This is a genomic window from Sporosarcina sp. BI001-red, from assembly GCF_003384035.1.
Lineage (GTDB): Bacteria > Bacillota > Bacilli > Bacillales_A > Planococcaceae > Sporosarcina.
In genome coordinates, this window is the sequence record NZ_QQAK01000009.1 from 425406 (window position 1) to 446854 (window position 21449).

Sequence of the window (21449 nt, forward strand, 5' to 3'; positions counted from 1 at the left end):
TTGTGGAGTCTTTCCTAGTTCAACTATTGTCTGATCAGCGTGAAGCGACTTCGACAATCGTAGCAATTACCCAAATTAAAGAGAAACCTACGAAAGATACAATGAAGCCAACACCTGAGTCAAGAAGATCATTACGTTTGGACTGGACGTCCTTTTCGAATTCGTTCATTGCTACACCTCCTGATTCAACTTCAAGTATAGAACAAAGGGACTTAAAAATCCATAGTAAAACGGAGATATGGCAATTGCGTTTCAATTTGTCACAAATTCTCCATACACATCAACTGTCATGTATACTTAGAAATAGCGAATGAGGTGATTGAATATGGTATCAGTTGCATGGAAAGAAATAAGGAAAAATCCAGAACAACCAGTTTACTTACTAATTGGTTCAGAGCAGTATTTGTTACAAGAGACATTAGCTAAAATCATTACTGAAACGAAGGGGATAGAGCAGCAAGATGTCATTTACTTCGACTTGGAGGAAACATCAGTCGATCGAGTAATCGAAGAGGCGGATACACTTCCTTTCTTGCAAGATCGAAAAGTAATCGTTGCTAAAAATGCGTCATTTTTAAAGGCGAAAGAGCGAGGAAAAGAAAAAATTGAGCATCCGCTTGACCAACTTGAAGCATGGCTACAAGACCCGTCTCCAACTGCAACAGTTATTTTTACGGCACCTTATGAAAAGTTGGATTCCAGAAAAAAAATCACAAAAGTGATGTCGTCAAAAGCAGTCGTCATTGAAGCGAATAAGTTGTCTGGAAGTGACCTAACGGTTTGGGTACAACAGCAAGCAGCGACATTCGGAATTTCAATGGATAGGGAGTTAGCAGACTATCTCGTGGAAACAACAGGGGAAAATATGATGCAACTGTCTAACGAGCTTGAAAAACTTGCCGCTTATTTGAAAGAGGCTGGGAATGTGACAAAAGAAGTGATCGATAGCTTGGTTCCGAGATCTCCGGAAACAGAGATCTTCAGACTAACCGATACGTATATTTCTGGAAATCGTGCACAAACGTTGGCCGTTTATCATGATCTATTGAGAAGTGGAGAAGAACCGATTGCTATGACTTCATTAATCGCTGGACAAGTCCGACTAATGTTACATGTTGGGACTCTTAAGAGGAAAGGGTACCATCAGCAACAAATTGCCAGTACACTAAATGTGCATCCATATCGTGTGAAATTGGTTATGAATAACAGGAACAGTCCTTCAGAACAACGTTTGTTGCGCGTATTGAATGAACTGGCATCTATCGATTTGAAATTGAAATCCACATCTGGCAGCCGGGAAAGGGTTCTAGAACTGTTCTTTATGGAAAAACTATAACAAAAAAAGCTGTCCGTCATTGACGGACAGCTTTTAAAATTACAAAGCTTTTTTTGTAAGACGTGCTTTTTGACGTGCAGCTGTGTTTTTATGGATAAGGCCTTTACCGGCAGCAGTGTCCAATGATTTAATAGCAGCGCGCTTCATTTCCTCTGCATTGTCAGCTTTGTTGTCAATTGCAACATCAGCTTTACGCAAAGCAGAACGCATTGCAGACTTTGCTTTTGAGTTTTGCTCGTTAGTCGCGTTGTTTTGCTTAACGCGTTTGATTGCACCTTTAATGTTTGGCATTTCATTCACCTCCAGAAATCAGGTAAGAAGAGTGTTTCCACGATCTCTCGGATATCTCTTTATAACAAAAATAATTTTATCAAATTAACACCATTTATGCAACTACAAAACGCAGACAAGAGAAAACTCCTATCAAAAAAAACGATGTAGCATAAAAAGTAACCATCGCGTACACACTTGTAATAGAGGTGATGGTCATGGAAAACTACGACTTTTACAGGACGGATCTAGTCGTTGAAAGTGAAGAAATGGTGAGACACCAAACTTCAGAGGAAAAAGAAAAACTTGATGAGTCGGCCGGTATTCTGTTCAATGAAGAAAAAAAGGGCAGAACAATTTTGACTACAGTTGTTGTGGATGAAGAAGGCGAGAAACGGATAGGGAAGAAAAAAGGGACCTACATTACGTTAACAGACCCACTGCTAAATGCAGATGATCAAGCAGGATTAACGAAATTGGCAAAAGCGATGACACAGCAACTAAAAAAGTTGACTGAACCTTTAAATCTTAGAGAAGATAGTAAACTTTTATTCATCGGACTTGGTAATAAGGATGTTACCCCTGATGCCGTCGGTCCGCTGACCATGGAGCGTCTCAATGCGGTGGTGCCTGATTACTATAAAGAAGATGGTGCTGATGTATACGTCTATTCACCGGGCGTGACAATTCAAACTGGCTTGGAGACGGCTGATTTCATCAGAGCGGTTGTCGACGTCGTACATCCAGATTTACTCATAGTCGTTGATGCACTTGCTGCACGCGATAGTTCAAGGTTGTGTAGAACAATACAGCTCACAGATACAGGGATTCATCCGGGCTCAGGAGTAGGGAATAGTCGAAAAGAAGTGTCACAGGAATCATTAGGAGTTCCTGTTATCGCAATTGGAATTCCTACCGTTGTGGACGGTCCTGTTCTCATTGCGGATGCAATCGATACATTGTTCGGTTATATGGCAGCTAAAATTGAAGAAGAAAGCAAACCGTCGTCACGGCTTTCTGTCACACCATGGCTCCATTCCGATACTAAAAGTGCAGACCGGAAAAATTTAATTCCTGTATTTGGGGACTGGGCATCCTGGCCACACGAGGAGCGCGTGCAATTATTTGAGGAAGTCCTGTCCAATCATCAGTTGAAGACGTTCATTTCCCCGAAAGAAATCGATGGTTGGGTGCAACACTATTCTTCAGCGCTGTCGGAGTCACTTGGATCTTGGATACGTAGTGTGAAACAAAGTTCTTGAATGACGTCTCCCTGCATATAGTAGCGGAGACGGGGGGATGACTGTTGAAAAACACACTGAAAATCTGGACTCTTGCTGTACTTATCTTATTTCTATTCCCAATCTTGCTTCAATTGCTTCCCGCGAAACAATCGGACAGTTCTTCAGTCATGCTGAAACAAAAAGCCTATATTGTTTACGCATCCAATGTACTTGAAGCGCCAAAAGCAACGAGTGACAAGAAAGTCTTACTACATTTCACACATTCTGAAGAAGCTTATGAGCCGATTACTCTAGCTAATAACGGAAAGGTTGCAGTCTCTCACAAAACAGAAAACATTACAAAATTGGGAGAGAAACTTCAACTTCAATTTACGGCATTCGGGGTAGAAGCTGATTTGCTACCGGTTGATATTCAAAAAGTGATGGCTAAAAAGGGAATTCCTTATCATCGGTCATACAAAGCGATTCGCCCATATTTGCAACAAACGCTCGCAGATAAAACCTATGATATCGTGCTGGATATACATCGTGACTCCGTTACTGCTGACAAAACAACAGTTACAGTTGATGGAGAGCGCTATGCGAAAGTAGCTTTTGTAATTGGCAAAGAACATAAGAACTATACGAAGAACTATGAACTAGCCAAGAAACTGACTAAACAAATGGAATCTAGGGTCCCTGGAATAACTCGCAATATCATTGTCAAAGGCGGTCCGGGAGTGGATGGGAAGTACAATCAAGATCTTCATCCGGGGTTTGTGTTGGTGGAACTTGGGGGGATAGGGAACAATGAAGAAGAACTGAATCGAACGGTTGCCGTTATTGCGGAAGCAGTTGCTGCCTCATTTGTTGTTGAATAATAGGATGAATTAGAAAGTGCGAACATAGATGCAGATTTTAAGAAGGGGAAGCAGAAAATGCTTCTCTTTTTTTTGCGTAGCGATTTTTTGCGGAAACACGGTATTCAACCGGAGTTAAAAGGAAAAGTGTAACACCCCTGCTCGGTTTCTGCTATAATTCATACTAGCCGAATTAGGAGTGAAAATTATGATGAATCATCAACAGAAAGTGGAACGACAGAAAAATATACGAAACTTTTCAATTATTGCTCATATCGACCACGGGAAATCGACTCTCGCCGATCGCTTGCTTGAAAAAACTGAAACGATTACTGCGCGAGAAATGAAGTCACAAACCCTCGACTCGATGGATCTTGAGAGGGAACGTGGAATCACCATCAAACTGAATGCTGTTCAGATCTCATATACTGCAAAGAATGGGGAAGACTATACATTCCACTTGATTGATACACCAGGGCACGTCGACTTTACGTACGAAGTGTCTCGTAGTCTGGCCGCTTGTGAAGGCGCAATTCTCGTAGTAGATGCGGCTCAGGGTATCGAAGCGCAGACGCTCGCGAATGTATACTTAGCTCTTGATAATGATTTGGAGATTTTGCCGGTCATCAACAAAATCGATTTACCCGCCGCTGATCCAGAACGTGTGAAAGACGAAATCGAGAATGTAATCGGCATCGATGCATCAGAAGCAGTCTTGGCATCAGCAAAAGCAGGAATCGGGATTGAAGAAATCCTCGAACAGATCGTAGAAAAAGTCCCAGCTCCAACAGGAGACCCTAGTGCGCCACTAAAGGCATTAATTTTTGACTCTCATTATGACCAATATAAAGGAGTCATTGTCAACATTCGAATTATGGAAGGTTCTGTTAAACCAGGAGATACAATTCGTATGATGGCAACTGGAAAAGAATTCGAAGTCGTCGACCTAGGAGTCTTCACTCCGAAAATCTCTCCACGGGATGAACTGACTGTAGGAGATGTCGGCTATTTGTCAGCAGCCATTAAAACAGTCGGAGATACGCGAGTAGGAGATACAATAACACTTGCAGAAAATCCTGCAGACAAAGCATTAGAAGGATACCGTAAGATGAATCCTATGGTGTTCTGCGGCTTATATCCGATTGATACTTCTAAGTATAATGATCTTCGGGATGCCCTGGAGAAACTTGAGCTCAATGACTCAGCTTTGGAATACGAAGCGGAAACCTCACAAGCTCTTGGTTTCGGATATCGTTGTGGCTTTTTAGGGCTTCTTCATATGGAAATCATTCAAGAACGAATTGAAAGAGAGTTTAATATCGACTTAATCACAACGGCACCAAGTGTTATTTACAATGTCGTCCTGACGGATGGTAGTGAAATGAAGGTCGACAATCCATCAATGATGCCAGATGCACAAAAAACGGAATACGTGGAAGAACCTTATGTTAAAGCGTCTATTATGGTGCCGAATGATTATGTCGGTTCAGTTATGGAACTTTGTCAGAAAAAACGCGGCAATTTCCTAACCATGGACTATATGGATTCTTCACGTGTCAACATCTTTTACGAACTGCCATTGGCGGAAATCGTTTATGACTTCTTCGATCAGTTGAAGTCAGGGACGAAAGGGTATGCATCACTTGATTATGAATTGATTGGCTATAAGAAATCGAAACTGAACAAAATGGATATCTTGTTGAATGGAGAAACTGTCGATGCACTTAGCTTTATCGTTCATCGTGATTTTGCTTACGATCGAGGAAAAGCAATTGTTGAAAAGCTTAGATCCTTAATTCCACGCCAGCAATTCGAAGTTCCCGTACAAGCCGCAATCGGACAAAAAATAATTGCTCGTTCAACGATCAAGTCAATGGGTAAAAATGTTCTTGCTAAATGTTATGGTGGAGACATTTCACGAAAAAGAAAACTTCTTGAAAAGCAAAAAGAAGGTAAAAAGAAGATGAAACAAGTAGGGTCTGTAGAAGTTCCGCAAGAGGCGTTCATGGCAGTCCTACGTATGGACGAAGAATAAATGAATTACAAGCTGCACGAGCAGAGGGCGTATAGCCCTCTGTTTGGCGTTTACAGGAGGGAAAACAACTAATGAGAGGTATTTACATCCACATCCCATTCTGCCACCAAATCTGCCACTATTGCGATTTCAACAAAGTTTTTTTTGAAAACCAGCCAGTGGATGAATACATCGAGATGATTGACAAAGAACTGACGTTATTAAAACAAAGTGGATCCGATTTTACAAAGGTTGAAACGGTCTTCTTCGGAGGTGGAACTCCTACAGCACTAACCGCAAAACAGTTGGATCGGTTGCTGTACATCGTTCACAGCCATATAAACGTCAAAAATTTAACGGAGTTTTCAACTGAGGCGAATCCCGATGAGTTAACACTGGATAAGTTGAATGTATTGAAAAACGGACAAGTAAAACGGCTAAGTCTCGGAGTTCAGTCCTTCGATGAGGGGCTTTTGAAAAAAATTGGGCGTTCCCACAGTCCAAAACAAGCGATTGATGTTGTCAATAACGCAAGACGAGCTGGCTTTGAAAACATCAGCATCGATTTGATCTATGCATTGCCAGGACAAACACAAACTCAATGGAAAGACACATTAGACCAAGCATTGGCGCTTGAGCTACCGCATTACTCTGGATACTCATTAATTATTGAGCCGAAGACAGTGTTCTATAACTTGATGAACAAAGGAAGATTACCTCTACCGGGTGAAGATGAAGAGACGGTGATGTTTGGCGAGCTCATCGACAGAATGGAGCAAGCAGGAAAATCTCAATATGAAATCAGTAATTTCGCAATTCCTGGGAGTGAGTCTATCCACAATATGATCTACTGGGAGAATGATGAATACGCTGGTATCGGTGCAGGTGCCCATGGTTATCTAAATGGGGTCCGTTATGCAAATATAGCACCACTAAAACGCTATATGGAGCATGTAGAAACAGGAGAATTGCCGAGGAAAGAAGAAAGCACAGTAACTCTGAAAGAAAGTATGGAGGAAGAAATGTTTCTCGGACTTAGAAAAACTGAAGGGGTTTCTGTAAAGCACTTCGCAGAAAAATTCGGGGTATCATTGGAAGAAAAATATGGAGCAGTTATTCAGGACCTCATTCAAAAAGACTTGGTTGAACAGCATGAAAATCGAATCAGACTAACCCGAAACGGTATTTTTAAAGGAAATGAAGCTTTTCAGCAATTTCTTGGATGAAACCCGATTCAAATGTTTGACACTGTCGTTTTGTTTTGATAAATTATGAGTAGTATTAGCACTCATTCACAAGGAGTGCTAACAGGAGTGATGATTATGTTGACAAACAGGCAATTGCTTATCTTGCAACTGACGGTTAACGACTTCATCGAATCCGCTCAGCCTGTGGGCTCCCGGCAACTTTCCAAAAAGGAGGAAGCTCCTTTTAGTCCGGCGACCATCCGAAATGAGATGGCGGATCTAGAAGAAATGGGTTTTCTTGAAAAACCGCATACGTCTTCCGGAAGGGTTCCTTCTGAAAAAGGATATCGATTTTATGTCGACCACTTGCTGTCACCTCAAAAGCTAAAAATGGAGGATAACCTTCAATTACGTTCGATCTTTCAGGAGAAAGTGCTGGAAGCGGAAGTACTCATCAGAAATTCAGCTTCTATTCTCTCGGAACTGACAAACTATACGACTGTATTACTTGGACCGGATACTACGGCTCATAAAGTGAAACGGTTTTCTATAGTTCCACTGTCAGGTACGAAAGCAGTCGCCATTATGGTGACGGATAGTGGGAGAGTGGAAAATCATGTATTCGATGCAGCTGACGGATTATCGCCTTCGGATATTGAGAAAATGGTCAATCTCTTGAATGAGCGACTTGTCGGAACTCCGCTGTCTGAAATACCGCGTAAACTAGCTACCGAATCGAAAATGCTGTTTGACCGGCATGTCAAAAACGCAGGGAACATTCTTACTTCCCTTCAAGACGCCATGTCAGGGAAAACGGAAGAACGGTTATTTTATAGCGGTCAGATGAACATGATGAAACAACCGGAATTTAATGATGTTCAAAAAGTTAAAACGTTTTTAGAAGCTATCGAGCAAGGAATGCCGCTCACATTGTTCAAAAATGATCTTGCTGGCATACAAGTCCGTATTGGGTCGGAAAACAATGAGCAAACACTAGATGATTTTAGTGTCATAACGACAGCATATGCAGTTGGTACTAATATGACAGGCTCGATTGCAATCATTGGACCCAAACGGATGGATTATGGAAGAGTGATTACATTGCTGGACATTATCAGTGATGATCTATCTAGCGCATTAGCAAGACTCACGCTTGACGGAAGAACGGATAGGAGGAACGAATCATGACAGAAAAAAAACAACCATCTGAAGAGCTAGAAACCGAAACTTCTGTAGTACAGGACGAAGTAATAACAGCCGATACAGTTGAAGATGATGCAATTGAAGTGGAAGAACAAGTAACTCTTACAGCAGAGGAACTAAAAGATGCTGAAATTAAAGAGTTGAAGACAAAGTTGCAGGAAGAAGAGAATAGACGTCTGCGGGTCTTAGCGGACATGGACAATACTCGTCGTAGAGCAACGTTAGATAAAGAAGCATTGCAAAAATATCGTTCGCAGGAAGTGTTAACGAATCTTGTGCCGGTATTGGATAACTTTGAGCGTGGACTATCTGTGAAAGCTGAAAGTGACGATGCTAAATCTCTTCTAACAGGAATGGAAATGGTTTTCCGGAGTTTTGAAGAAGCGCTAAAATCATCCGGACTAACTGAAATTGAGGCAGCTGGCATTGAGTTCGATCCGAATTACCATCAAGCGGTAATGACGGATTCAGACGAGAACTTCCCATCAGGATCTGTGCTTGAAGTATTGCAAAAAGGGTATACGTTGAAAGATCGTGTGCTCCGACCGGCAATGGTTAAAGTAAACGAATAAGCATTCAACTAAAAAACTTTGATGAACAAACTTAGGAGGAATTTTAATATGAGTAAAATTATCGGTATCGACTTAGGGACAACAAACTCAGTAGTATCTGTATTTGAAGGTGGAGAAGCAAAAGTAATTCCAAATCCTGAAGGTAATCGGACAACTCCATCTGTTGTTGCATTCAAAAATGGAGAACGACAAATCGGTGAAGTAGCAAAACGCCAGTCAATTACAAACCCCAACACGATTATGTCAGTTAAGCGTCACATGGGTACAGACTACAAAGAAAAAGTTGAAGACAAAGAATATTCACCACAAGAAATTTCTGCAATGATTCTTCAATATATGAAAGGTTATGCAGAAGAGTATCTTGGTGAAAAAGTAACGAAAGCTGTTATTACTGTACCTGCATACTTTAACGATGCTCAGCGTCAAGCAACCAAAGACGCAGGAAAAATTGCTGGATTAGAAGTAGAGCGTATCATTAACGAACCAACAGCTGCAGCCCTTGCTTACGGTTTAGATAAAACAGATGAGGATCAGACAATTCTAGTTTATGACCTTGGGGGCGGTACATTTGACGTATCAATCCTTGAACTAGGTGACGGTGTATTCCAAGTACGTTCAACTGCTGGAGATAACAAACTAGGTGGAGATGACTTCGATGACTTGATCATCGATTACCTAGTACAAGAATTCCGTAAAGAAAACGGTATTGACCTTTCTAAAGACAAAATGGCTATGCAACGCTTGAAAGATGCTGCAGAAAAAGCGAAAAAAGATTTGTCTGGCGTTACATCTACACAAATTTCACTTCCATTCATCACAGCAGGCGAAGCAGGACCACTTCACTTAGAAATTTCGTTAACGCGTACTAAGTTTGACGAATTAACTGCTTCACTTGTTGAACGTTCAATGGTTCCAACACGTCAGGCAATTAAAGATGCTGATCTTTCTCCTTCTGATTTGGATCGTGTTATTCTAGTTGGGGGTTCTACACGAATTCCAGCAGTTCAAGAAGCGATTAAGAAAGAAACAGGGAAAGAGCCATTTAAAGGCGTAAACCCTGACGAAGTAGTCGCGATGGGTGCAGCAGTTCAAGGTTCAATCCTAACTGGAGACGTAACAGACGTAGTATTGCTTGACGTTACACCGCTTTCACTTGGTATTGAAACTATGGGTAGCGTGTTCACCAAGTTGATTGACCGTAATACAACGATTCCAACTAGTAAATCACAAGTGTTCTCAACTGCTGCTGATAACCAGCCAGCTGTAGACATCCACGTGCTTCAAGGTGAGCGTGCGATGGCAACTGATAACAAAACACTTGGTCGTTTCCAGTTGACGGATATCCCACCAGCTCCACGCGGCGTGCCACAAATCGAAGTAACTTTCGATATCGACAAAAACGGTATTGTTACCGTTAAAGCGAAAGATATGGGCACACAAAAAGAACAAAACATTACAATCCAATCGAGCTCAGGTCTTTCTGACGATGATATCGATCGCATGGTAAAAGACGCAGAGGCGCATGCTGAAGAAGATAAGAAGCAAAAAGAAGAAGCGGACCTTCGTAACGAAGCGGACCAACTCGTATTCATGTCTGAAAAGACATTGAAAGACTTGGAAGGCAAAGTTTCTGAAGAAGAAGTGAAAAGCGTTGAAGAAGCGAAAGAAGCATTAAAAACGGCTATCGAAGCGAACAATCTTGAAGAGATGAAAGAGAAGAAAGATGCACTTGAACAAGTCGTTCAACAAATGACAATGAAAATGTATGAGCAAGCTCAAGCAGAAGCTAATGCACAAGGCGAAAATGCAACTGATTCAGATGATGGTGTTGTTGACGCTGATTTCTCAGAAGTTGAAGACGATAAGAAAAACTAAATCAGTAACTGATTGACGGAAAAGTCAAAGTCCGATATTCCGGCTTTGGCTTTTTCGTTTGTTACCATATCTTACTCAAAAAGTGTTACAATGCACACAATGCTAAATGAGTTTCGGGAGTGTAGACAATGAGCAAACGCGATTATTATGAAGTGCTTGGTGTGCCGAAGACGGCTACCAAAGAAGAAATCAGGAAAGCGTATCGTAAACTTTCTAAGCAATTCCACCCTGACTTGAACAAAGAGGAAGGCGCGGAGGCGAAGTTTAAAGAAACAACAGAAGCATTCGAAGTGTTAAGCGATGAAAATAAGCGCGCATCCTACGATCAGTATGGTCATGCAGATCCTAACCAAGGTTTTGGCGGAGGAGGCTTCAGCGGCTTTGGTGGCGGAGGCGATGGCTTTGGATTCGACGACATTTTCAGTTCATTCTTTGGCGGAGGCGGTGGTGGAAGCCGACGTCGCGATCCCAATGCTCCACGTAAAGGAGATGATCTCCAATACACAATGACTGTTGATTTCATGGAGGCTGCATTCGGTAAGGAAACGGAAATTGAAATACCACGCGAAGAAGTGTGTGATACATGTGACGGAACTGGCGCAAAAAAAGGTACATCAGTAAAAACTTGTACAAATTGTGGTGGAACAGGACAGATTTCAGTTACTCAAAACACACCACTCGGTCAAATGGTAAACCGAAAAGTATGTAACGTCTGTCAAGGAACAGGTAAGATTATTCCGGAGAAGTGCGAAACTTGTCACGGTAACGGTAGAGTCAAGAAACGTAAAAAAATTAAGATAACAATTCCTGCAGGTGTAGACGACGGGCAACAGTTACGCGTAGCAGGTCAAGGTGAAGCTGGTGTGAATGGCGGACCATCAGGGGATCTGTATATCGTATTCCGTGTACGACCGCATGAGAAGTTCATTCGTGAAGCTGATGATATTCTGTTGGAGGTCTCACTGACATTCCCGCAAGCAGCTCTCGGGGATGAAATAGAAGTGCCGACGATTCATGGTTCGGTGAATTTGAAAATTCCTGCTGGCACACAGCCGGGTACTACATTCCGTTTACGTGGAAAAGGGATTCAGAATGTACATGGGCATGGAATTGGTGACCAACATGTAATTATAAAATTGCTGACACCTAAGAAAATGACCGAAAAACAAAAAGAACTGCTTCGTGAATTCGCTTCGATTGATGGCGGCGCTCCGGGGGAATATTCAAGTTCACTATTTGATAAAATCAAACGATCGATTAAAGGTGATTGAAAGGACTGAGCTTACGTGAAATGGTCTGAAATAGCGATTCATACGACAAATGAGGCAACTGAGGCAGTTGCTAACATTCTCCATGAGGCAGGGGCGAGTGGTGTAGTCATTGAAGACTCCGGCGAACCGGAACGCACCCATGAAGATCGTTTCGGCGAAATCTACGATCTGGATCCGGAAGACTTTCCCTCTGAAGGTGTTGTCGTGAAAGCATATTTACCGGCAAGCAGCTTCTTAAAAGAAACCGTACAAGAAATTAGCGAATCGATTGATAAACTTCAGCAATTCAATTTAGATACAGGGAAGAAAGCCATCACGACAACTGAAGTGGATGAAGAAGACTGGGCGACTGCTTGGAAAAAGTATTATCATCCAGTGAAGATTTCAGGCCGCTTCACAATTGTTCCAACATGGGAAACATATGAACCAGTGGAATCCGATGAGCTCATCATTGAACTGGATCCAGGCATGGCATTTGGCACAGGGACTCATCCAACTACCGTCATGTGTTTGCAAGCACTTGAAAAGTATGTGAAGCCAGAAGACTATGTGATCGATGTTGGAACGGGGTCAGGTGTTCTCGCAATAGGTGCTACCTTGTTGTCTGCTAAACGAGTATTAGCTCTAGATCTAGATGAAGTTGCCGTTCGCTCAGCCAAAGAAAATATTGAGTTAAACCATTGCGATAAAAGAGTAGACGTTATGCAGGGGAATCTTTTGGATTCTGTAAAAGAGCCGGCAGATTTAATCGTAGCAAATATCCTAGCTGAAGTGATTGTCACATTCTCTCAAGATGCCTATCAATTATTAGCCGATAATGGACTGTTTATCGTATCAGGAATTATCGGTGCGAAAAAAGACTTTGTAAAAGAAGATCTTATTCAAAAAGGATTTGAAATCGTTGAATCTGTTGTAATGGAAGACTGGGTTGCCTTGATTGCCCGTAAACGGGGGGAATAACGTGCAACGCTATTTTCTTGAAAAGCCGTTTGATGTTGATGGCTATGCAGCAATAACTGGTGAAGATGAAAAACATATTACACGTGTTATGAGAATGCGAGAAGGCGAAGAGATTTGTTGTGTGTCTGAAGGTGTTGGCCACATTGCAACGATACATCGGATGGATGAAAATAGGGTAACTGTTCAGGATACTGGCACTATTTCTTCACAAGCAGAGCTTCCAGTCCAAGTTACTTTAGCATGTGGTTTACCTAAAGGGGATAAGTTGGAGTTAATAGCCCAAAAAGGAACTGAACTAGGAATGACAGGCATCATCCCTTTCCAAGCGGAGCGTTCAATTGTAAAATGGGACGAAAAAAAGGGCGACAAAAAAACAGCGAGGCTTCGTAAAATTGCAAAAGAAGCCGCTGAACAATCTCATAGGACAGTCATTCCAGAGATTTCCGAACCACTCACTTTTAAAGAGATTGTGAAGCTAGCAGAGTCTTTCGATGTTTGCCTCTTTGCAGACGAAGAAGAAGCAAAAGAAGGAACTTCTAAAAGAATTGCAGTACGTCTGGAGAAGGTGTATCATGGACAATCGATACTGGTCTTATTCGGACCTGAAGGTGGTCTATCAAGATCTGAAGCTGAAATTTTAAGGGTTGCTGGGTTCTTACCTATATCGCTTGGACCTCGTATTCTTCGCACAGAAACTGCGCCATTATATGTGTTATCCGCTATGTCTTACGAATTCGAATGAAAGAGGTGAGCAGCTGATGTCATTGGTTGCCTTCCATACATTGGGCTGTAAAGTGAATCACTATGAAACTGAAGCAATCTGGCAACTTTTCAAGGATGCTGGATATGACCGTACTGACTTTGAAAAAAACTCCGATGTTTATGTCATTAATACATGTACAGTTACGAATACAGGGGACAAAAAAAGCCGGCAAGTCATTCGTCGTGCGGTTCGCCAAAATCCAGATGCAGTCATTTGTGTAACAGGTTGTTATGCACAGACATCTCCAGCTGAAATCATGGCGATCCCTGGCGTGGATATCGTTGTCGGAACTCAAGATCGTACTAAATTACTAGGGCTCATCGAAGAATATCGTGAAGAACGACAGCCAATTAATGCAGTCCGTAACATCATGAAAAATCGGGTGTATGAGGAACTGGATGTACCTGCATTCACTGACCGTACACGTGCATCATTGAAAATCCAAGAAGGATGTAACAACTTCTGTACTTTTTGTATCATCCCTTGGGCTCGTGGACTTATGCGATCACGTGACCCTGAAGAAGTTGTCCGTCAAGCCCAGCAATTAGTCGATGCTGGATATCTGGAAATCGTATTAACAGGTATTCATACCGGTGGCTATGGTGAGGATTTGAAAGACTATAATCTAGCTAAGTTATTGATAGACCTCGAAACAAAAGTTAAAGGGCTCAAAAGGCTTCGCATTAGTTCGATTGAGGCAAGTCAGTTGACCGATGAAGTGATAGAGGTGTTAAATAACTCGTCAATTATCGTTCGCCATTTGCACATACCCATCCAATCCGGTTCTAATACGGTTCTAAAAAGAATGCGTCGTAAATATACAATGGAGTTCTTTGCGGAGCGTTTGGATCGTCTTCGTGAGGCATTGCCCCATCTAGCGATCACATCAGACGTGATTGTCGGATTCCCAGGTGAAACGGAAGAAGAGTTTATGGAGACCTATAATTTCATCCGTGATCATCGTTTCTCTGAGCTGCATGTATTCCCATACTCAAAGCGTACAGGAACACCTGCAGCACGCATGGAAGACCAAGTCGATGAAGTCGTCAAAAACGATCGCGTTCATCGACTGATCGAATTGAATGATCAACTTGCAAAGCAGTATGCAGCTGAATTTGAAGGGGACGTTCTTGAAGTTATCCCGGAAGAAAAGTTCAAAGAAGATCCAGAAAGTGACTTGTACGTAGGGTATACGGACAATTATTTAAAAGTGGTATTCCCTGCTGACGAGGCAATGGTCGGTAAAATTGTTCGTGTGAAAGTATTGAAAGCAGGATATCCATATAACGAAGGACAATTTGTTCGAGTGCTAGAACAAGAATTAGTCCACTAATTAAAACCACTGGGCAGTGTGCCTAGTGGTTTCTTTTCTAGCGGGCTTAATTCTGATATGATGGAAGAGGTACGTACATCCTCCAGGAGGTCATAAAAATGAATTCAATAGCAAAAATGATCGATCACACACTTTTAAAGGCAGATGCAACAAAAGAACAGGTTATAGAACTTTGCAATGAAGCTAAGCAATATGAATTTGCTTCTGTTTGTTTGAACCCGACATGGGTAAAAATGGCTGCAGAACTGCTTAAGGGAACATCAGTAAAAACGTGCACAGTTATTGGTTTTCCTCTCGGTGCAACAACGTCTGATGTAAAAGCTTTTGAAACGAGAAATGCAATTGAAAATGGTGCTAGCGAAATCGATATGGTCATTAACATCGGCGCTTTAAAAAGTGGAGATACGAAATCGGTGCAACAAGATATCGAAGCTGTTGTCAACGCAGCTGCAGGCAACGCAATCGTTAAAGTGATTATTGAGACGTCTCTGCTAACCGATGAAGAAAAGCGTACAGCTTGTGAATTAGCGGTTCTAGCGAAAGCGAATTTCGTGAAAACCTCGACAGGCTTTTCAACTGGAGGAGCAACAATAGAAGATGTTAAATTGATGCGCAGTACGGTTGGACCTAAAATGGGCGTTAAAGCTTCGGGTGGAGTTCGCAGTTTAGAAGACTTAACAGCTATGAAAGAAGCGGGTGCAACTCGCATTGGTGCAAGCTCCGGCGTAGCGATCATGAATGGTCTTCAGTCAAAATCCGACTATTAATTTCATCTTTTATATTGACCGTTAGAAAATAATACGTTATAATTTTCAAGTACATAGCAGTATGCTATGTTCGAAGTGTGTTCGGAGGGAGGGACAAGAGATGACTAAAACAACTGTTCGTAAGAACGAATCACTTGAAGATGCTCTTCGCCGCTTCAAACGTACTGTATCAAAGAGTGGTACGATACAAGACGTAAGAAAGCATGAGTTTTATGAGAAGCCAAGTGTTAAGCGTAAAAAGAAATCTGAAGCTGCTCGTAAACGCAAATTCTGATTAACTCCTATATTGTTTGCTTAAAGCAACGTTAACCCAGTAAAATGCGCGTAAGCCGGAAATCCTATGGATTTTCCGGCTTATTTTTTTGAATCTACAATCGGATTGCTTGTTTGTAGAGCTTTTCAAATATAATCAATAATACACATCATCGACTAACGAACTTATTTATTCACAAAACTTTTCGGATAGTGAAACTTACGTGTGTTTCGTTCGTATAATAGGTATACTTGAAGGACAATCAACTTAGAAAGTAGGTGGGATAATTGCAGAAGCTCATAAGAGGATTTCTGCTAGTGACACTTATAGTATCAGCCATTGCAATTCCGTTTTCGGCTACATCACTAGCGAAAACTGGAACCGTTTACAAAGTACCGATTCATAATGAAGTAGAAAAAGGCTTGTATGCCTTTCTGAAGCGGTCTTTTAAAGAAGCCGAGGAATCAGGTGCAGATGTAATTGTGCTTGATATTAATACACCAGGCGGCTTTACAGACGCTGCTGATGAAATCGCGAAGCTAATGGATGAAACCGAGCTTGATATTGTCGCATACATCAACAAAAGGGCATTATCAGCTGGTGCGTTTCTAGCCCTTCATGCAGACAAAATCTATATGGCTCCAGGTTCTACAATAGGTGCAGCGGCAATAATTGACGGCTCAGGCAATGCGGCAGACAAGAAAGCACAAAGCGCATGGTCTGCGGCTATGATAAACGCTGCAAAGTCGCAAGACAGAGATCCAAGATTTGCGTTAGCTATGGCAAATCCAGAAGAAGATATACCGGAATTTCGTGCAGGTAAAGGTGAATTGTTAACATTAAGAGATGAAGAAGCCGCCTTACCCGATGTCCGTTACAGTGAAGGGACGGTCGCTAATTATGGTGAGTTGTTAGCGGAAATCGGGATGAAAGATGCAACAACTATCTCTACCGATCCAACGTTCAGTGAACAAATTGCCCGGTTCATTACCAATCCTGTAGTCGTTCCGATCTTGCTGTCAATAGCAGGACTTGGTTTAATCGTAGAATTGTACTCTCCAGGATTTGGAGTTGCGGGAACAATGGGAGGATCAGCGTTGTTACTCTTTTTCTACGGACATTTGATAGCCGGTTTAGCAGGCTATGAAGCAATTCTCTTGTTCCTCCTTGGTGCGGGATTAATTGTCGCGGAGTTGTTCTTGCCTCATGGAATTGCAGGAGTAGCAGGTGCAGTCGCTGTAACCGGTAGTATTATAATGGCAGGTGCGAATCCTGCATATATGGCAATATCAGTGCTCATTGCAATCGTGATTGCTATAACGGGGATGGTGGTTATTATGAAATTCTTTGGAAAGAAGCTGCATTTGTTAAACAGAATGATTCTTATGGATGCTACAGACACCGAAAGTGGGTATGTTTCGAATGTAAACCGTGTCGACTGGCTTGGTAAAACAGCAGTCACGCTGACACCTCTTCGTCCGTCGGGAGCAATTGTAATGGATGGAGAACGTATTGATGTCGTTTCAGAAGGAAACTACATCGATAAAGGAAAGCATGTTAAGATAGTGAAAGTTGAAGGATCTCGGACAGTTGTCAGGGAACTTCAAGAAATGGAGGGAAATGAATAATGATCAGTGGTAGTCTAATTGGGATTGTAGTAATCGCCGTCGCTGCGATTATCGTGTTGTCTGTGTTCTTTACGTTTGTACCTGTTGCATTGTGGATTTCCGCAATATCAGCAGGAGTTAGAGTGAGTATCTTAACACTCGTCGGAATGCGTCTCCGTAGAGTTATTCCGAGTCGTGTTGTAAACCCACTCATTAAAGCGCACAAAGCTGGAGTGGATGTGACGATTAATCAGCTAGAAAGTCACTACCTTGCGGGTGGTAACGTGGACCGCGTCGTTAACGCATTGATTGCAGCTCAACGTGCAAATATTGAATTGACGTTTGAACGTGCTGCAGCAATTGACCTTGCAGGTCGTGACGTGTTGCAAGCTGTGCAAATGTCTGTAAACCCTAAAGTTATAGAAACACCATTCATCGCAGGTGTTGCGATGAACGGTATCGAAGTAAAAGCGAAAGCACGTATTACTGTTCGTGCTAACATCGACCGCCTCGTCGGTGGTGCTGGTGAAGAGACAATTGTTGCGCGTGTTGGTGAAGGTATTGTTAGTACAATCGGTTCTTCTATCAATCACGCAAAAGTGTTGGAGAATCCGGATTTGATTTCTCAAACAGTCCTTACAAAAGGGTTGGATTCTGGAACAGCATTTGAAATCTTATCCATTGATATCGCGGACGTTGATATCGGTAAGAACATTGGTGCAGAACTTCAAACTGAGCAAGCACAAGCAGATAAGAATATTGCACAGGCAAAAGCGGAAGAACGTCGTGCAATGGCTGTTGCAAGTGAACAAGAAATGAGTGCCAAAGTTGTTGAAATGCGCTCTAAAGTAGTGGAAGCAGAAGCAGAAGTACCACTTGCTATGGCTGAAGCACTTCGTAGCGGCAATATCGGCGTGATGGATTATATGAATTACAAGAACCTTCAAGCAGATACAGGTATGAGGGATTCCATCGGGAAAATAAGCGGTTCTGGTGATGAGGACAATAAGCCGAAGAACTAATGGTAAGCCGCAACTTCCCGGAAAGGGGATGTGCTGATGGAACAAATTATAATTCTGATTGTGATCGGACTTCTCAGTACGTTATTCAGTAAAAAGAATAAGGGCGGAGATCAGAATCAGAAGCAAGGGACACCTCAGAAAACAGAGATGCCTCAAAAGCAACCTATGACAGAGAGACAACCGATGGCACAACGAGCTCAACCGTCTGAAACTCGGCAGGCATCTTCTTCTGAACATATGGATCCTTTTAAAAGATTAAAAGAGCTTACAGGTGAAATTTATAAGGAAATTCAAGAAGACCAGCGTAAAACGGTTGCGCAACAAGCGGCACCAGTTGAACCTGTTTCAATTCCTGAAGCACCTGTGAAGAAGCCTGTAAAGCCTCAATCAGTTCGAGCTGAAAGACCAGCGAACTCTCGATCTTCAGGTAGACTTTCAACACACAACCCAGACCAACAGCGGTTTGTGAAGAGTGAATCTCTGAATGTAGATGTTACGAGTAGACAAGATATCCTAAAAGGGATTGTATTTTCGGAAATTCTTGGACCACCGAAATCAAAACAATAAACACATACGCATTGACCCCCTGTACCGAGCATAAGAATGGTATAGGGGGTCAATTCGTTGAGAAAACTATTTGAAATGGGTTCTTTAATATCAGTGGAAGAGTTAACTTCACTCAAAATTTTGGGTGGCTATGAGTTGGTGATAATTTCACAAGGTTTCGCAAAGATACGTAAGGAAGGCTATGTAATCCATATTAAAGGCACTGATATTCATTTTGACATGTTAATGGAACAATCGGCGTTACTCTCCTTCACTGAGCTTCATGAACTTCGAATTATTAAAGAGTTGAAGGAAGGGGAGGTCCATGAAACGTAAGCAATATGACATTGAATTGAGCGGGGGTGGAAAGCCTACCCATCTTGTCAATGAGATGATCCAGAATAAACAACGTGTTTCAAGTCTTGAGCATATAGATGGTGCAATTTGGTTTCGGACAGACACGAGTGGTTTGCGGTATATTCGGGCAAATAGACGACGACTAAAGTTAAAGGTTCATGTAGTTCGCATAGGGGATGGAACCCCAGTCAATAGGTTATTCCATTCATGGTCTGCTTTACTACTCTGCATCATCCCGTTTCTCGCCGCTCTATTTTTGTGGCAAGTAAACGTGGATTCAGAACATCCTGAAATTGCGGAACGCATTGAACAAAAGTTGGAACAATCAGCAGTCGTTCCCATGAAATTGTTACGTCAGCTACCAGATGAAGGAACAATTCGTAGTCTGATCATGACTGATGAGCCTGACTTATCTTGGGTGCGCTTTGAAAAAAAGGGGGCAACACTCACAGTTATTCCGATGATGTCACCTAACACTACCAGCAATGTTGAGAAAACTGGTAAGCCTGGCGAGCTAGCAGCACGCACTGGAGGGGTCATTACAGGCTTTCAGCTGAAAAGTGGGGAAAGGGTCGCTCGACTAAACCAAACCGTTAAAAAGGGAGATCTGCTGGCGACTGGTGTATTAGAACAAGGCGACAAGGTGTCGGTAGTAGGTGCGGAAGGCGCTGTCTTTGCAGATTATTGGCTTGAGTACAAATTCACGTTACCTAAAACGATTCAATACCGTGCAGCTGGGGAGAAGAATGTGGTACTAGAATGGCACCTACCCTGGTTGAAACAAACATCGCCCGATCGTCCATTTTGGAAAATTGTAGAGTGGAAAGAAGAAGTGGATGACACCGTTAAAACAATTACGTTAGAAGAAGGAACGGAGAAAAAAATTTTAGTGCCGTTATTAAAACATAAATTACTCTCTGAAACCTCATTTGAAAAGGATATAAAGGATGAAAATATTTTACAGGTGACGTTTGATAGTGATAAAGTAACAGGGACTATCCTTTTTCTGATCAACGAAAATATCGCGGTAAAAAGACCATTATCCCAAGGGGGAGACGATTAATTGAGTGAACAACTACTTCAACTACACCTAGAAGATCCAAACGAAGCGATCATGTTGCTTGGCATTTCCGACCAAAACATTAAACTTATTGAAGAAAATCTATCCGTAGTTGTACTGTCACGAGGTGAAACGATTTCTCTTAAAGGGTCAGAAGAGAACACGGATGCAGCGAAACAGCTTTTGGAACAACTTTTAAAAGTGATTCGTAAAGGAATTCAAATCAACCAACGAGATGTTGCAACTGCTATTGAAATGGTGAATAATGGTACTATTGAATACTTTGCTGAACTGTATGACGTGGAAATCGCTCGTAACAGTAAAGGTAAAGTCATCCGAGCTAAAACAATCGGACAACGTGAATATGTTCAAGCGATCCGACAGAACGATCTGACATTTTGTATTGGACCTGCTGGAACAGGAAAAACGTATCTTGCGGTTGTACTTGCAGTCCATGCGATGAAAACCGGTTCCGCTAAACGAATCATTTTATCGCGACCGGCAGTGGAAGCAGGAGAGAGTTTAGGCTTTTTACCTGGCGACTTAAAAGACAAAGTCGATCCGTATTTGCGTCCGCTTTACGATGCGCTCCATGATATGTTAGGGGCTGAACATACGGAACGGTTAATTGAACGTGGCACTATAGAAATTGCTCCGCTGGCTTACATGAGAGGACGGACACTTGACGATGCATTTGTCATTCTCGATGAAGCGCAAAACACGACGCACGCTCAAATGAAAATGTTCTTAACTCGTTTGGGATTCAACTCTAAAATGGTTATTACAGGAGATAAGACACAAATCGATTTACCAAAAGGTGCAAAGTCTGGGCTTATTGCAGCAGAATCTATTTTGTCTAAAGTCCGGGAAGTCCACTTTCAATATTTGGAGCCGGCAGACGTGGTACGACATCCTATTGTTGCAAAAATCATCGAAGCCTACGAAGAAGAGCAGTCCTAACCGGACTGCT

22 protein-coding genes are annotated in these 21449 nt (G+C 42.1%); 20 read left to right on the top strand and 2 right to left on the bottom strand.

What is annotated here, in order from left to right; genetic code table 11:
- Positions 1-34: 34 nt before the first annotated feature.
- The gene (locus DVB69_RS03950) at positions 35-169 is read right to left on the bottom strand and encodes a YqzM family protein (protein ID WP_116016761.1); all 135 of its coding nucleotides are present in this window, start codon (positions 167-169) and stop codon (positions 35-37) included.
- Positions 170-325: 156 nt separating this feature from the next.
- Between DVB69_RS03950 and holA the strand changes: the two genes are divergently transcribed.
- The gene (gene holA, locus DVB69_RS03955; protein ID WP_116016763.1) at positions 326-1336 is read left to right on the top strand and encodes a DNA polymerase III subunit delta; all 1011 of its coding nucleotides are present in this window, start codon (positions 326-328) and stop codon (positions 1334-1336) included.
- Between the two features lie 39 nt (positions 1337-1375).
- Here the strand turns inward: holA and rpsT are convergent, their stop codons facing one another.
- Complete coding sequence (rpsT, locus tag DVB69_RS03960) at positions 1376-1627, bottom strand: 30S ribosomal protein S20 (RefSeq protein ID WP_116016765.1); 252 nt, start codon at positions 1625-1627, stop codon at positions 1376-1378.
- Between the two features lie 197 nt (positions 1628-1824).
- Here rpsT and gpr point away from each other — a divergent pair, with 197 nt between their 5' ends.
- From gpr to DVB69_RS04055, 19 genes are all read left to right on the top strand, one after another.
- Positions 1825-2868 carry a GPR endopeptidase gene (gene gpr, locus DVB69_RS03965; protein WP_116016767.1) on the top strand — a complete coding sequence of 348 codons (1044 nt, stop codon included), beginning with the start codon at positions 1825-1827 and terminating at the stop codon, positions 2866-2868.
- 44 nt (positions 2869-2912) lie between these two features.
- Entirely contained in the window at positions 2913-3710 is a 798-nt protein-coding gene (gene spoIIP / locus DVB69_RS03970; protein WP_116016769.1) for a stage II sporulation protein P, read from the top strand.
- A 187-nt stretch (positions 3711-3897) separates the two neighbouring features.
- Complete coding sequence (gene lepA / locus DVB69_RS03975; protein WP_199562795.1) at positions 3898-5724, top strand: translation elongation factor 4; 1827 nt, start codon at positions 3898-3900, stop codon at positions 5722-5724.
- Positions 5725-5795: 71 nt separating this feature from the next.
- Positions 5796-6929: a radical SAM family heme chaperone HemW gene (hemW, locus tag DVB69_RS03980; RefSeq protein ID WP_116016771.1), complete on the top strand. Its 1134-nt coding sequence runs from the start codon at positions 5796-5798 to the stop codon at positions 6927-6929.
- 96 nt (positions 6930-7025) lie between these two features.
- On the top strand, positions 7026-8078 hold the full coding sequence (gene hrcA / locus DVB69_RS03985) for a heat-inducible transcriptional repressor HrcA (protein ID WP_116016773.1): 1053 nt from the start codon (positions 7026-7028) through the stop codon (positions 8076-8078).
- Positions 8075-8665 carry a nucleotide exchange factor GrpE gene (gene grpE / locus DVB69_RS03990; protein ID WP_116016775.1) on the top strand — a complete coding sequence of 197 codons (591 nt, stop codon included), beginning with the start codon at positions 8075-8077 and terminating at the stop codon, positions 8663-8665. The genes hrcA and grpE overlap by 4 nt, the downstream gene beginning before the upstream one ends.
- A gap of 48 nt (positions 8666-8713) precedes the next feature.
- The gene (dnaK, locus tag DVB69_RS03995) at positions 8714-10540 is read left to right on the top strand and encodes a molecular chaperone DnaK (RefSeq protein WP_116016777.1); all 1827 of its coding nucleotides are present in this window, start codon (positions 8714-8716) and stop codon (positions 10538-10540) included.
- A 128-nt stretch (positions 10541-10668) separates the two neighbouring features.
- On the top strand, positions 10669-11811 hold the full coding sequence (gene dnaJ / locus DVB69_RS04000) for a molecular chaperone DnaJ (RefSeq protein WP_116016779.1): 1143 nt from the start codon (positions 10669-10671) through the stop codon (positions 11809-11811).
- Positions 11812-11826: 15 nt separating this feature from the next.
- Positions 11827-12771, top strand: coding sequence for a 50S ribosomal protein L11 methyltransferase (prmA, locus tag DVB69_RS04005; protein WP_116016781.1), 945 nt, complete (start codon positions 11827-11829; stop codon positions 12769-12771).
- A gap of 1 nt (position 12772) precedes the next feature.
- Complete coding sequence (locus tag DVB69_RS04010; protein WP_116016783.1) at positions 12773-13513, top strand: 16S rRNA (uracil(1498)-N(3))-methyltransferase; 741 nt, start codon at positions 12773-12775, stop codon at positions 13511-13513.
- A gap of 16 nt (positions 13514-13529) precedes the next feature.
- Entirely contained in the window at positions 13530-14867 is a 1338-nt protein-coding gene (mtaB, locus tag DVB69_RS04015; RefSeq protein WP_116016785.1) for a tRNA (N(6)-L-threonylcarbamoyladenosine(37)-C(2))-methylthiotransferase MtaB, read from the top strand.
- A 98-nt stretch (positions 14868-14965) separates the two neighbouring features.
- The gene (deoC, locus tag DVB69_RS04020; protein WP_116016787.1) at positions 14966-15634 is read left to right on the top strand and encodes a deoxyribose-phosphate aldolase; all 669 of its coding nucleotides are present in this window, start codon (positions 14966-14968) and stop codon (positions 15632-15634) included.
- Positions 15635-15734: 100 nt separating this feature from the next.
- Entirely contained in the window at positions 15735-15908 is a 174-nt protein-coding gene (rpsU, locus tag DVB69_RS04025; RefSeq protein ID WP_025784794.1) for a 30S ribosomal protein S21, read from the top strand.
- Between the two features lie 296 nt (positions 15909-16204).
- Positions 16205-17515, top strand: coding sequence for an NfeD family protein (locus tag DVB69_RS04030; protein ID WP_370452916.1), 1311 nt, complete (start codon positions 16205-16207; stop codon positions 17513-17515).
- Positions 17515-18516, top strand: a complete 1002-nt coding sequence (gene floA, locus DVB69_RS04035; protein ID WP_116016791.1) for a flotillin-like protein FloA — start codon at positions 17515-17517, stop codon at positions 18514-18516. The genes DVB69_RS04030 and floA overlap by 1 nt, the downstream gene beginning before the upstream one ends.
- Before the next feature lie 36 nt (positions 18517-18552).
- The gene (locus DVB69_RS04040; protein WP_116016793.1) at positions 18553-19083 is read left to right on the top strand and encodes a hypothetical protein; all 531 of its coding nucleotides are present in this window, start codon (positions 18553-18555) and stop codon (positions 19081-19083) included.
- 57 nt (positions 19084-19140) lie between these two features.
- The gene (locus DVB69_RS04045) at positions 19141-19398 is read left to right on the top strand and encodes a hypothetical protein (protein WP_116016795.1); all 258 of its coding nucleotides are present in this window, start codon (positions 19141-19143) and stop codon (positions 19396-19398) included.
- Positions 19388-20482 (top strand): sporulation protein YqfD, encoded by a 1095-nt coding sequence (locus DVB69_RS04050; protein ID WP_116016797.1) that lies wholly within the window; start codon positions 19388-19390, stop codon positions 20480-20482. The genes DVB69_RS04045 and DVB69_RS04050 overlap by 11 nt, the downstream gene beginning before the upstream one ends.
- The gene (locus DVB69_RS04055) at positions 20483-21439 is read left to right on the top strand and encodes a PhoH family protein (protein WP_116016799.1); all 957 of its coding nucleotides are present in this window, start codon (positions 20483-20485) and stop codon (positions 21437-21439) included.
- Positions 21440-21449 lie beyond the last annotated feature (10 nt).

Excerpts from the sequence above, each read along its gene's own strand:
- DVB69_RS03950 (WP_116016761.1), bottom strand. The coding sequence starts at position 169 with ATGAACGAATTCGAAAAGGACGTCCAGTCCAAACGTAATGATCTTCTT.
- holA (WP_116016763.1), top strand. The coding sequence starts at position 326 with ATGGTATCAGTTGCATGGAAAGAAATAAGGAAAAATCCAGAACAACCA.
- rpsT (WP_116016765.1), bottom strand. The coding sequence starts at position 1,627 with ATGCCAAACATTAAAGGTGCAATCAAACGCGTTAAGCAAAACAACGCG.
- gpr (WP_116016767.1), top strand. The coding sequence starts at position 1,825 with ATGGAAAACTACGACTTTTACAGGACGGATCTAGTCGTTGAAAGTGAA.
- lepA (WP_199562795.1), top strand. The coding sequence starts at position 3,898 with ATGATGAATCATCAACAGAAAGTGGAACGACAGAAAAATATACGAAAC.
- hemW (WP_116016771.1), top strand. The coding sequence starts at position 5,796 with ATGAGAGGTATTTACATCCACATCCCATTCTGCCACCAAATCTGCCAC.
- hrcA (WP_116016773.1), top strand. The coding sequence starts at position 7,026 with ATGTTGACAAACAGGCAATTGCTTATCTTGCAACTGACGGTTAACGAC.
- grpE (WP_116016775.1), top strand. The coding sequence starts at position 8,075 with ATGACAGAAAAAAAACAACCATCTGAAGAGCTAGAAACCGAAACTTCT.
- dnaK (WP_116016777.1), top strand. The coding sequence starts at position 8,714 with ATGAGTAAAATTATCGGTATCGACTTAGGGACAACAAACTCAGTAGTA.
- dnaJ (WP_116016779.1), top strand. The coding sequence starts at position 10,669 with ATGAGCAAACGCGATTATTATGAAGTGCTTGGTGTGCCGAAGACGGCT.
- mtaB (WP_116016785.1), top strand. The coding sequence starts at position 13,530 with ATGTCATTGGTTGCCTTCCATACATTGGGCTGTAAAGTGAATCACTAT.
- deoC (WP_116016787.1), top strand. The coding sequence starts at position 14,966 with ATGAATTCAATAGCAAAAATGATCGATCACACACTTTTAAAGGCAGAT.
- rpsU (WP_025784794.1), top strand. The coding sequence starts at position 15,735 with ATGACTAAAACAACTGTTCGTAAGAACGAATCACTTGAAGATGCTCTT.
- floA (WP_116016791.1), top strand. The coding sequence starts at position 17,515 with ATGATCAGTGGTAGTCTAATTGGGATTGTAGTAATCGCCGTCGCTGCG.
- DVB69_RS04040 (WP_116016793.1), top strand. The coding sequence starts at position 18,553 with ATGGAACAAATTATAATTCTGATTGTGATCGGACTTCTCAGTACGTTA.
- DVB69_RS04050 (WP_116016797.1), top strand. The coding sequence starts at position 19,388 with ATGAAACGTAAGCAATATGACATTGAATTGAGCGGGGGTGGAAAGCCT.